Origin of the sequence: Streptomyces sp. NPDC055962 (assembly GCF_042270185.1) — a bacterium.
GTDB lineage: Bacteria > Actinomycetota > Actinomycetes > Streptomycetales > Streptomycetaceae > Streptomyces.
Genome location: NZ_JBHJYN010000002.1, coordinates 549,085 through 560,917 on the forward strand (window position 1 = coordinate 549,085; position 11,833 = coordinate 560,917).

Annotated in this window: 10 protein-coding genes; 8 read left to right on the forward strand and 2 right to left on the reverse strand. The window is 69.8% G+C overall.

Annotated features, from left to right (window positions below; all coding sequences use genetic code 11):
* Nucleotides 1-64 precede the first annotated feature (64 nt).
* The 5 genes from ACFC51_RS07650 to ACFC51_RS07670 are packed head-to-tail and all read left to right on the forward strand — an operon-like array spanning nt 65 to nt 6,680.
* A complete protein-coding gene (locus ACFC51_RS07650) occupies nt 65-1,183 on the forward strand; it encodes a DegT/DnrJ/EryC1/StrS family aminotransferase (protein ID WP_376527496.1) in 1,119 nt (372 codons plus the stop codon).
* Nucleotides 1,180-2,199: a Gfo/Idh/MocA family protein gene (locus ACFC51_RS07655; RefSeq protein WP_376378248.1), complete on the forward strand. Its 1,020-nt coding sequence runs from the start codon at nt 1,180-1,182 to the stop codon at nt 2,197-2,199. The genes ACFC51_RS07650 and ACFC51_RS07655 overlap by 4 nt, the downstream gene beginning before the upstream one ends.
* Nucleotides 2,189-3,772, forward strand: a complete 1,584-nt coding sequence (locus ACFC51_RS07660) for a glycosyltransferase family 4 protein (RefSeq protein WP_376378245.1) — start codon at nt 2,189-2,191, stop codon at nt 3,770-3,772. The genes ACFC51_RS07655 and ACFC51_RS07660 overlap by 11 nt, the downstream gene beginning before the upstream one ends.
* Nucleotides 3,769-5,400, forward strand: coding sequence for a glycosyltransferase family 2 protein (locus ACFC51_RS07665; protein ID WP_376527499.1), 1,632 nt, complete (start codon nt 3,769-3,771; stop codon nt 5,398-5,400). The genes ACFC51_RS07660 and ACFC51_RS07665 overlap by 4 nt, the downstream gene beginning before the upstream one ends.
* Nucleotides 5,397-6,680, forward strand: a complete 1,284-nt coding sequence (locus tag ACFC51_RS07670; RefSeq protein ID WP_376527502.1) for a nucleotide sugar dehydrogenase — start codon at nt 5,397-5,399, stop codon at nt 6,678-6,680. Before ACFC51_RS07665 ends, ACFC51_RS07670 begins: the two co-directional genes overlap by 4 nt.
* Before the next feature lie 100 nt (nt 6,681-6,780).
* On the opposite strand, the gene ACFC51_RS07675 is transcribed toward ACFC51_RS07670, so the two are convergent.
* Nucleotides 6,781-8,373 carry a hypothetical protein gene (locus tag ACFC51_RS07675; protein WP_376368606.1) on the reverse strand — a complete coding sequence of 531 codons (1,593 nt, stop codon included), beginning with the start codon at nt 8,371-8,373 and terminating at the stop codon, nt 6,781-6,783.
* Between the two features lie 213 nt (nt 8,374-8,586).
* Nucleotides 8,587-9,198: an acyltransferase gene (locus ACFC51_RS07680; RefSeq protein WP_376368605.1), complete on the reverse strand. Its 612-nt coding sequence runs from the start codon at nt 9,196-9,198 to the stop codon at nt 8,587-8,589.
* 448 nt (nt 9,199-9,646) lie between these two features.
* Here ACFC51_RS07680 and rplU point away from each other — a divergent pair, with 448 nt between their 5' ends.
* From rplU to obgE, 3 genes are all read left to right on the forward strand, one after another.
* Nucleotides 9,647-9,967 carry a 50S ribosomal protein L21 gene (rplU, locus tag ACFC51_RS07685; RefSeq protein ID WP_014045903.1) on the forward strand — a complete coding sequence of 107 codons (321 nt, stop codon included), beginning with the start codon at nt 9,647-9,649 and terminating at the stop codon, nt 9,965-9,967.
* A 14-nt stretch (nt 9,968-9,981) separates the two neighbouring features.
* The gene (rpmA, locus tag ACFC51_RS07690) at nt 9,982-10,239 is read left to right on the forward strand and encodes a 50S ribosomal protein L27 (RefSeq protein ID WP_014045902.1); all 258 of its coding nucleotides are present in this window, start codon (nt 9,982-9,984) and stop codon (nt 10,237-10,239) included.
* Nucleotides 10,240-10,380: 141 nt separating this feature from the next.
* A complete protein-coding gene (obgE, locus tag ACFC51_RS07695) occupies nt 10,381-11,817 on the forward strand; it encodes a GTPase ObgE (RefSeq protein WP_376368604.1) in 1,437 nt (478 codons plus the stop codon).
* The last annotated feature ends 16 nt before the right edge of the window (nt 11,818-11,833 follow it).

The window sequence follows — 11,833 nt, forward strand, 5'->3', positions numbered from 1 at the left end:
GAGACGTCCCGCACCCCGGAGCTCTGCCTGTGAAGAGCTCTTGCGGTGTTCAAGGAGGACGTCCATGACGAGCATCAACGAGCAGCCGATCCCTGCTGCCCGCCCGGTCATCGGTGAAGAGGAGATCGAGGCCGCGGTACGCGTGCTGCGCAGCGGTCGCGTCGTGCAGGGGCCGGAAGTCGCGGCCTTCGAGGAGGGGTTCTCCGAGCTGGTCGACGGCCGTCACTGCGTGGCCGTCAACTCGGGTACCTCCGCGCTGCACATGCTCCTGCTCGCCCTCGGCATCGGCCCGGGCGACGAGGTGATCGTCCCTTCCTTCTCCTTCGCGGCTTCCGCCAACGCCGTACGGCTGGTCGGTGCCGACGTGGTGTTCGCCGACATCGAGCCCGGCAGCTACGGTCTGGACCCGGCCGCCGTCGAAGCAGCGATCACGCCGCGCACCGCCGCCGTCATGCCCGTACACCTCTACGGTCACCCGGCTGCGATGGACAAGCTCATGCCCATCGCGCAGAAGCACAAACTCGCCGTGGTCGAAGACGCGTGCCAGGCACACGCCGCGGCTCTGAACGGCACACCCGTCGGGGCGTTCGGTGAAGGAGGAACGTTCAGCTTCTACCCGACGAAGAACATGCACGCCCTCGAGGGCGGCATGGTCACGACAGCCGATCCCGAACTCGCCCGCACCCTGCGGCTCCTGCGCAACCAGGGCATGGAGCAGCGGTACGCCAACGAGATCGTCGGCGCCAACATGCGCATGACGGACGTGGCCGCCGCCGTCGGCCGGGTGCAGCTCACCAAGGTCGGTGGCTGGACCGAGCAGCGCCGCGCCAACGCCGCGTACCTCGACGCGCACATCACCGCCCCGAACGTGACGACGCCGCCGGTCGCCGAGGGTGCCCGCCACGTCTACCACCAGTACACGATCCGCGTGCAGGGCGACCGTGAGGCCGCGATGGCCAAGCTCACCGAGGCGGGCATCGGCAACGCCGTGTACTACCCGACCCCGATCCACCGGCTGAAGCCGTACTGGGAGCCGGACCAGAAGGCGGGCCGGAACTGGGACCTGCCGGAGACCGAGCGGGCCGCCGCCGAGGTCGTCTCGCTCCCGGTCCACCCGTCGCTGGGCGAGGGCGACCTCGCGCGCATCGCCGACGCCGTGAACGCGCTGGGGGAGAACCTGTGACCGCCGTACTGAAGGCCGGCCTGATCGGCCTCGGTTCCATGGGGCGTAACCACGCCCGGGTCCTCGCGGGACTCGAAGGCGTGACGCTGGTCGGTGTCGTGGACCCGATGGGTGACAAGAACGGCTGGGCGCAGGGCGCCCCCGTCCTGTCGACCGTCGAGGAGCTCATCGCGCTCGGCGTCGACTACGCGGTCGTGGCCTGCCCGACCGCCCTGCACGAAGAGGTCGGGCTCAAGCTCGCCGAAGCCGGCGTCTGCGCCCTGATCGAGAAGCCGCTGGCCGACACCGTCGAGGGCGCCCGCCGCCTCGTCGAGGCGTTCGAGTCGCGCGGACTGGTGGCCGGCGTCGGCCACATCGAGCGCTGCAACCCGGCCCTTCGTTCCCTGCGGAGCCGCCTGGAGGCCGGCGAGCTCGGTGACGTGTTCCAGGTCGTCACCCGCCGCCAGGGGCCCTTCCCCCACCGCATCGCCGACGTCGGTGTGGTGAAGGACCTCGCGACGCACGACATCGACCTGACGGGCTGGGTGACGGGGCAGACGTACAGCTCGATCGCCGCCCACACGGTGTCCAAGTCGGGCCGCCCGCACGAGGACATGGTCTCCGCCGTGGGCCAGCTCTCCGACGGCACCATGGTCAACCACCTGGTCAACTGGCTGAGCCCGCTCAAGGAGCGTTTCACCTCGGTCACCGGTGAGCGTGGCTGCTACATCGCCGACACCCTCACCGCCGACCTCACGTTCCACTCGAACGCGTCGGTGACCACCGAGTGGGAGGCGCTGCGCGCGTTCCGCGGTGTCTCCGAGGGCGACATGATCCGTTACGCGATTCCGAAGCGCGAGCCGCTGCTGGTCGAGCACGAGCTCTTCCGGGACGCCGTGCTGGGCGAGTCGGCAGACATCTGCACATTGCGGCAGGGGTTGCGTACCGTTGAGGTAGCGGCTTCGGTCCTGGAATCGGCCCGGAGCGGTCGGACGATTGTTCTTGAGACAGGAGAGCCCGCTCGTCATGGCGGTTGACAGTTCGGTAGTGGGAACCAAGAAGAACTCCCGCGGCAAGATCGTCATGCTGGTCGACAACGGCGTGAACGGCGACTCGCGTGTCCAGAAGGAGGCCCGCTCCGCGGCTGCCGCCGGCTGGGACGTGGTGCTGCTGGGCAAGTCGCCGACCAAGAAGGGCCGGCGCTGGCAGATCGGTGACGCCGAGGTGCGTCTGCTCCACGTGCCGACGCCCATGCACCGCAGGCGCCACGAGTACCGTCGCGCCGTCCTGCGGTCACCGCTCGCCTACAAGCCGGGCCCCCTGGCGGCGTACCGCAAGCAGCGGATGAAGGCCTGGCGCACCGAGCTGAACATCCGGCTCATCCAGGCGGGACGGAAGGGGGCGGTCGCCGGCAAGCTGAAGCTGCTGCCGCCGCGACTGGTCTCCAAGGTGATGAGCAAGTGGGTCGGGCTGCGTGTCAAGCAGACCTTCGCACTCGAGCAGCGACGCAAGGACATGAACGCGCCGCTCGACCGTTTCACCACTTCTTTCTGGCTGCGCACCATGGGGGACCGTGCCTGGCGCCGGCTCGACCCGGCGCTGTGGGACATGGAGCTGGCGTACGGCAAGGTCATCGACGCGATCGAGCCCGACCTGATCCACGCCAACGACTTCCGCATGCTGGGAGTGGGCGCGCGTGCCAAGCTGCGGGCGGAGGCCAAGGGCCGCTCCGTCAAGCTGGTCTGGGACGCCCACGAGTTCCTGCCGGGCATCAAGCCGTGGAATCCCCACCCGCGCTGGCACGTCGCGCAGTGCGCGTACGAGCGGGAGTTCTCGCAGTACGCCGATGCGGTCACGACGGTGTCCGAGACACTCGCCGGGATGCTGGCGGAGCGGCACGGTCTCGCGGCCAAGCCGGAAGTGGTGCTGAACGCGCCCGACGCCGAGATCTCGCCCGAGCAGGCCGCCGAACCCGTCCCCGACCTGCGTGAGCTGTGCGGGATCGGACCGGATGTTCCGCTCTCGGTCTACAGCGGTGCCGCTGCTCCGCAGCGCGGGCTCGACATCATGGTCGAATCGCTGCCGCAACTGCCCGGCACGCACGTCGCGTTCGTCGTTCTCAGGCCCACGTCGGACTACATGAACCAGCTGACGGCGCGGGCGGAGGAGCTCGGTGTGTCGGACCGGCTGCATATCCTGCCGTACGTTCCGCACTACCAGGTCGTGCCCTTCCTCGCCTCGGCGGACGTGGGCGTCATTCCGATCCACCACTGGCCGAACCACGAGATCGCGCTGATCACCAAGTTCTTCGAGTACTCGCACGCCCGCTTGCCGTTCGTCGTCAGTGACGTCAAGACGATGGGCGACATGGTGAAGCAGACAGGACAGGGCGAGGTGTTCACGGCGGAGGACGTGGCGGACTACGTCCGCGCGGTCAAGGCCGTGCTGGCCGACCCCGAGAAGTACCGCGACGTCTACGAATCCGAGGGGCTGCTCGACGAGTGGACCTGGGAGGCGCAGGCGGAGGTGCTCGACGCGGTGTACACCCGAACCCTCGGGGGCGGCGCCCACAGCAAGGCTGCCTCTCAGATCGCCCAGGTGGTCGCATGAGCGGAAGACCCGATGTCACGGTCGTCGTAGCCGTCTACAACACGATGCCCTACCTGACGGAGTGCCTCAACTCGCTCGTCGGGCAGAGCATCGGCCTCGACCGTCTGGAGGTTGTGGCGGTCGACGACGGGTCGACGGACGAGAGCAGCGCCGAGCTCGACCGTTTCGCCGAGCGCTACCCCGATACGTTCAAGGTCATCCACCAGGCCAACTCCGGTGGCCCCGCCGCACCCAGCAACCGGGCGCTGGAGGTGGCCACCGGCCGGTTCGTGTACTTCATAGGGTCGGACGACTATCTCGGCGAGGAAGCTCTCGCACGCATGGTGGACTACGCCGACGAGCACGACTCCGACGTGGTCGTCGGGAAGATGGTCGGTACCAACGGCCGATATGTGCACCAGAAGCTCTACAAGAAGAACGACCCCGACGTCAGCCTCTACCGTTCCAGCCTGCCCTTCACGCTGGCGAACACCAAACTCTTCCGCCGCGAGTTGGTCGAGAAACACAGGCTGCGTTTCCCTGAGGACCTGCCGGTCGGCAGTGATCAGCCGTTCACCATTGAGGCGTGTGTCCGGGCCCGGAAGATCTCGGTCCTCTCCGACTACACCTTCTACTACGCGGTGAAGCGGGGTGACTCCAGCAACATCACCTACCGGGCCGATCACCTGTCCCGGCTGCGCTGCACCGCATCGATCATGAAGCACACCGCCTCGCTGGTGGAGGCGGGACCCGACCGGGACGCGCTCTTCAAGCGGCACTTCAGCTGGGAGCTGGCCAAGCTCGTCCAGGACGATTTCCCCGCGCTCGACGATGACACCCGGCGCCAGGTCTGTGCGGGTATCGCGGCCCTTGCCGACGAGTACCTCACCGACGAACTCAGGGACTCCCTGGACGTCAAGCGCCGGGTACGCATCTGCCTGGCTCAGGCGGGGGCCGTGGACGAACTGGTCCGCGCGGTCGTCGAGGAGGTGGAGGAAGGGGCCCCGCCCTTCCACCTGGAGAGCGACCGGGCCTTCGCCACGTACCCCGGTTTCCGCGACGAGGACCTCGGTCTTCCCGACCGTGTCTACGAGTTGGTCGGCGAGGCCGTCCCCGGGCGTCTGGCACAGGGGACCGAGCTGGCCGGTGCCGAATGGGACCAGACCGGTGACGACCTGCGGCTGGTTCTCACCGCACGGGTCGGCGTCCTCGGCGACACCGGCTCCCTGTCGGTGCGCCTTGCCCAGGGCGCGATGCCGAAGAGCGCCGACAAGCCCGGTGCGCGCCGGCTGACCGACGGGCAGGAACCGCCGGCGTCCACGGGCGAGTTCACGCGCACGCCGACCGAGGACGGCCGGGCGACACGGGTGCGCGCGAGCATCCCGGTCCCGGCCGAGAGGGCGAAGCGCGGCGTCCGCGTCTACGTGGACGTGGCAGGCTCGACCTATGAGATCCCGGTGCGGACCGGCGGCATGCCGCTGCCGCTGGCCCGCCGATGGAGGCAGGCCGTCCCGTACAGGGTCGCGGCGAACCGGAACTCCAAGGGCCGGCTCGTGATCACGACGGCGCCCCTGTGGGAGGGCGAACCCGGTACGGGCAAGGGGCTGCGCCACATGCTGTCCAGGCTGAAGAGGAAAGTAATCCGATGAACATCTGTGTAGTCGCGCTCGGCAAGATCGGCCTCCCGCTCGCCGTGCAGTTCGCGGCCAAGGGCCACAAGGTCGTGGGCGCGGACGTCAACGAGAAGGTCGTCGAGCTGGTCAACGCGGCCACCGAGCCGTTCCCCGGCGAGCACGACCTCGACGTCAAGCTCAAGGAGACGGTGGGCGCCGGCCTGCTCTCCGCGACGACGGACACCACGGCCGCGGTCGCCGCGTCCGATGCCGTCGTGGTCGTCGTCCCGCTCTTCGTGGACGCCGAAGGCACGCCGGACTTCGGCTGGATGGACTCGGCGACGAAGGCCATCGCCGCGGGCCTGAAGCCGGGCACCCTGGTCAGCTACGAGACCACCCTCCCGGTGGGCACCACGCGCACCCGGTGGGCGCCGATGCTCGCAGAGGGTTCCGGCCTCACCCCGGGGCGCGACTTCCACCTCGTCTTCTCCCCGGAGCGCGTACTGACCGGCCGGGTCTTCGCGGACCTGCGCCGCTACCCCAAGCTCGTCGGCGGTATCGACGAGGCCTCCGCGCAGCGCGGTGTGGAGTTCTACGAGGCCGTCCTCGACTTCGACGACCGTGAGGACCTGCCGCGTCCGAACGGCGTCTGGGACCTGGGCACGGCGGAGGCCTCCGAGCTCGCCAAGCTCGCCGAGACCACCTACCGCGACGTCAACATCGGTCTGGCCAACCAGTTCGCCCGGTTCGCCGACAAGAACGACATCGACGTCAAGAAGGTCATCGAGGCCTGCAACAGCCAGCCCTACAGCCACATCCACCAGCCCGGAATCGCCGTCGGCGGCCACTGCATCCCGATCTACCCGCGGATGTACCTGTGGAACGACCCGGAGGCCACCGTCGTGCGCTCGGCCCGCGAGGCCAACGCCGCGATGCCCGAGTACTCCGTCGACCTGCTGGCCGCCGCCTATGGTGACCTGGACGGCGTCGGAGTCCTGGTGCTGGGCGCCGCCTACCGCGGTGGCGTCAAGGAGACCGCGTTCTCCGGTGTCTTCGGTGTCGTCGAGGCGCTGAAGGCGCGCGGCGCGGTGCCCTTCGTCTCGGACCCGATGTACACGGCCGACGAGCTGACCGCGCACGGCCTCGTGCCGCACGAGGGCCAGACCGTCACTGCCGCGATCCTCCAGGCCGACCACGCCGAATACCGTGAGCTGGCCGCCGCCGACCTGCCGGACGTCCGCGTCCTGGTCGACGGGCGCCGTACGACCGACCCGGCCAACTGGGCGGGCGTCCGCCGCGTCGTCATCGGCGGCTGACCGCTCCGCACACGTCTGAGGGCCCCACCCGGCACCCGGGTGGGGCCCTCAGACGTGTGCGGAGCGGCCGGGGGTGTCAGACTGCCCGCGAAGGCCTCCGTCACTCCACGTTGGTCCGTACCGTCCGCTGGGCAGGGATCTCCACCTGCCGAGCGGGCAGAAGCGCGTCGAAGAGCGGGCCCACGGTTCCCCAGTCCCAGGTCGAGATGGCCTGCTCGGAGGCTTCGCGACCGGCCGCGAGCCAGGTGTCCTCGGTATCGTTGACGGCGAGGATCCGCGCGGCTGCCTCGGCGGGAGTGGAGACCACCCAGGCACCGGGGAACAACGAATGGGCGCCGTGCAGCTTGTCCGCGAAGAACGGCCAGTCACGGACGACCGGGACCGCGCCGCTGGCCGCGCCCTCCACCAGGCCCAGGTGCCAGCTCTCGCGGACCGAGGTACTGAGTATCAGCCCGACCTCCGTCAGTTCGGTGGCCACGTCCTCGGTGTGACCGCTCACATGTACAGCCCCGGCGGCAGTGAGGGGTTCCAGCTCTGCGGCGAACGCCGAGTGGTAGCGGCCGAGAGCCGGGCCGGCCTCCGGGTTCATCGCACCACCGATCAGACGCAGCCGGTAGCGCTCGTCCTTCTGCCGGAGGATGCGCAGGACCTCCAGGGCCCATCGGGGGTCCTTGGCAACCTGGCCGACGCCGACGAGACCCAGGGTGAACCGTGCATCGGGCTTCTTGGGCAGGGGGAAGGGCGTGAGGTCGACGGCATTGTCGATGACGTGGGTGGCCGGAGCCCCGGGCTCCCGCAGCCCCGGCAGCGCCGCGAGGGCGAGGTCCCGCAGATGTTCGCTGACGAAGACCAGGTCGTCCACGCGGGAGAAGTCGACCAGGTGCGGCCAGTAGCTCAGCGCCTCGAAACTGTGCAGGCGCAGCACCACGCGCGCCGAACCCGGGTCCACGAGAGTGAGGAACGCGGCGGCCGCCGTGCACCAGTCGACGAAGACGACGTCGGCCCAGTCCAGGTGCGGGCGCAGCGCCTCCTCGGCCTGCTTCTCGTAGCCGCTCCGGACCCCGATACCGCAGGCGATCATCCGGCCCATGCCCTTGGCGAGCGGGGCCGTCACCGGGTCGGCCGCGGTGTTCAGCACCCGGACCTCGACATCGGGCTGCCGGCGGTAGCGATCCAGGATCACCGGCAGGAAGTTGTCGTTCGCGCTGTGCAGGAAGAGAAGCCGCAGCGGCCGGTCCGACGGCGGCGCGGCCGCCGGAACCTTGCGTCCGCGCGGTGCCCGGAGCGCCCGCATCACACGGCTGCGGCGCAAAGGAGCGGTGAAACGAGCCGGCTCGGTGGCGAGCGGCGAGGTGAGGCCGTCGAGGTGTGCGACCCGGTGAAATGCCAGGATCAGTGCCTTGGCGGCCGACGCGGCGGCCTCCTTGCGGCGGCCGGCCTTATGGTGCTCGTCGGCGCAGGCCAGCTCCGCCGCGTACGCCTGCGTGAGATGTCGGGGCACGTATCCGAGGTTCAGCCGGGCTTCCGCTCCCGCGGTCAGGACGTCCGCCCTGGTCCGGGAGTCCTGGATGCGGTGACCCGCCACACCCAGCACCCTCTCGGCCAGGACCGGGTTCTTGACGCGTGCCATCCGGTCGGTGGCCCAGCGCGCGAGTCCGACGAGGCGGTCGTCGGAGAAGCGAGGTGTCTGCACAGCGAAGCTCCACGGTCGAGTCAGGAAGTTGGACCGTACGGGCTCCGTCCGGGTAACGGAAGAGCGGATCCTCATGGACCCCAGGAGGCTTCCGTACTGGCCAATCGCACCTTGCCCCGAGTTTACGGCTTCCCCACCGCCCGCAGCGGTTGTGCCTTCGGCCGTACGGGCACCCTGCCGGAGACAGCCGGATGTTCCCCGTGCCGTCCGAGGTCAGAGCGCGCGGACCGCCCGCTCGCTGAGTACGCCGTCGGTCTCGTCGTGCAGCGCGCCCGTCTGCGGGCACTCCCACACACCCGGCTCGTCCGCATGCTCGACGAGCTTGACACCGCTGCGGCCCACCCAGCCGATCCGGCGGGCCGGCACGCCCACGACCAGGCCGAAGTCGGGAACGTCCTTGGTGACCACGGCGCCCGCCGCGACCATGGCCCACCGGCCGATCCGTACCGGTGCGACGCAGACGGACCGCGCGCCGAGGGAGGCGCCCTCCGCGACCTTCACGCCCACGGCCTCCCAGTCCCCACCGCGCTTCTGCTTGCCCTCGGGGTCGACCGAGCGAGGATTGTGGTCGTTGGTGAGTACGACGGCGGGGCCTACGAAGACACCGTCGCCGAGCTCGGCCGGCTCGTAGACCAACGCGTAGTTCTGGAGCTTGACGTTGTCACCGATCTGCACGCCGGTGCCCACGTACGCCCCGCGGCCGATCACACAGCCCTCGCCGAGCCGGGCGCCCTCACGGATCTGTGCGAGCTCCCAGACACTGCTGCCGTCCCCGATCTCAGCGCTCTCGTCGACCTGGGCGGTGGGCTGGACTCTGTAGTTCACGGGCTGCGCCTTCCGGGATGCGGATGTGCGGGAGATCTTACGGTCCCGGCAGAGCCGAGACATGAGCGGTACACCTCCCCTCCGGCGGCTGCCCGACCCGGCGGGGCGACGGTGACGCCGGCGACGCCGGCGACGGGTTCCAGGGCCGTGCGCGGGGGCGGCCCGAACCCCGGACGGCAGTCCGACCGGCCGGGTCCGTGCCGCCCGGGAAAGGGGCGAGGACCGGGGCCCACGGCTGCGGCCGGGGAAGCAGGAGCCGGTTTGACCCCCTGAGGTCCGCCCCGTAACCTTGACCCTCGGCGTGTTTCTGTGCGCCTACCCCCTGAGCACATCCCTCCCGGTGATCCGTCCCCGGGGGAGGCCGCTCATCCCTCCGGACTGTCGCGGGCCCCGGCCCGCGCGGGCGGCTGGCATCAGGGGATCCGTTCCGAGTGAGAGAGAGATCCGCGTGTACGCCATCGTGCGCAGCGGTGGTCGCCAGCACAAGGTTGCTGTCGGCGACATCGTTGAGGTTGACAAGATTTCCACCGCCAAGGTTGGCGACACGGTCGAGCTCTCGACCCTGCTCGTTGTCGACGGCGACGCCGTGACCAGCGACCCGTGGGTGCTGGACGGCATCAAGGTCCAGGCCGAGGTCGTGGACCACCACAAGGGCGCGAAGATCGACATCCTTCGCTACAAGAACAAGACGGGTTACCGCCGTCGCCAGGGTCACCGCCAGCAGTACACGGCGATCAAGGTCACCGGTATCCCCGCGGCTGCGAAGTAAGGGACTGAGGAGACATGGCACACAAGAAGGGCGCATCGTCCACTCGGAACGGGCGCGATTCCAATGCTCAGCGGCTCGGCGTGAAGCGCTTCGGCGGTCAGGCCGTCAACGCCGGTGAGATCCTGGTCCGCCAGCGCGGCACCCACTTCCACCCGGGCACGGGCGTCGGCCGTGGCGGCGACGACACGCTGTTCGCGCTGACCGCCGGTGCGGTGGAGTTCGGTACGCACCGTGGCCGCAAGGTCGTGAACATCGTTCCCGTCGCTGCCTGATCCAGGCAACGGCTGAACGACACAGCACCTTCCGAGGGCGGATCTCAGCTTTCCCGGTAAACGGGGAAGCGGGTCCGCCCTCGGCGCGTTACGTCAAGAGACATTCCCGTATTTTTCCGCAGTACCTGGAGGCACCCACCCATGACCACCTTCGTGGACCGCGTCGAGCTGCATGCCGCCGCGGGTAACGGAGGCCACGGCGTGGCCTCCGTTCACCGTGAGAAGTTCAAGCCGCTGGGCGGCCCCGACGGGGGCAACGGCGGGCGCGGCGGCGATGTGATCCTCGTCGTCGAGCAGGCTGTGACCACGCTGCTGGACTACCACCACCACCCCCACCGCAAGGCGACGAACGGCCAGCCCGGCGCGGGCGACAACCGTTCCGGCAAGGACGGCCAGGACCTGGTCCTGCCCGTCCCGGACGGCACTGTCGTGCTCGACAAGGCGGGCAACGTCCTCGCGGACCTCGTCGGCCAGGGCACCACCTTCGTCGCTGGCCAGGGCGGCCGCGGCGGCCTCGGCAACGCCGCGCTGGCCTCGGCCCGGCGCAAGGCGCCCGGCTTCGCGCTGCTCGGCGAGCCCGGCGAGAGCCGGGACATCGTCCTGGAGCTCAAGACCGTCGCCGACGTCGCGCTCGTCGGCTACCCGAGCGCCGGGAAGTCCTCGCTGATCTCGGTGCTCTCCGCGGCCAAGCCGAAGATCGCGGACTACCCGTTCACGACCCTCGTCCCCAACCTGGGCGTCGTCACCGCGGGCTCGACCGTCTACACCATCGCCGACGTCCCCGGGCTCATCCCGGGCGCCAGCCAGGGAAAGGGCCTCGGCCTCGAGTTCCTGCGGCACGTCGAGCGCTGCTCGGTCCTCGTGCACGTCCTGGACACCGCGACGCTGGAGTCGGACCGCGACCCCGTCTCCGACCTCGACATGATCGAGGAGGAGCTGCGGCTGTACGGCGGCCTCGAGAACCGCCCGCGCATCGTCGCCCTCAACAAGGTCGACATCCCGGACGGCCAGGACCTCGCCGACATGATCCGCCCGGACCTGGAGGCACGCGGCTACCGCGTCTTCGAGGTCTCGGCCATCGCGCACAAGGGTCTCAACGACCTCTCGTACGCCCTCGCCGGGATCATCGCGGAGGCGCGCGCCAGCAAGCCGAAGGAGGAGTCGACCCGGGTCGTCATCCGTCCCAAGGCCGTCGACGACGCCGGGTTCACCGTCACCGTCGAGGACGACGGCATCTACCGCGTGCGCGGCGAGAAGCCCGAGCGCTGGATCCGCCAGACCGACTTCAACAACGACGAGGCCGTCGGCTACCTCGCGGACCGCCTCAACCGCCTCGGCGTCGAGGACGAGCTGCGCAAGGCCGGCGCCCAGGCCGGCGACGGCGTGGCGATCGGCCCCGAGGACAACGCGGTCGTCTTCGACTGGGAGCCGACCATGGCCGCCGGCGCAGAGATGCTGGGCCGGCGCGGTGAGGACCACCGTCTCGAGGCTCCGCGCCCCGCCGCGCAGCGCCGCCGAGAGCGTGATTCCGAGCGCGACGACGCGCAGCGCGAGTACGACGAGTTCGACCCCTTCTAGGGCCCGGCACCGGGCG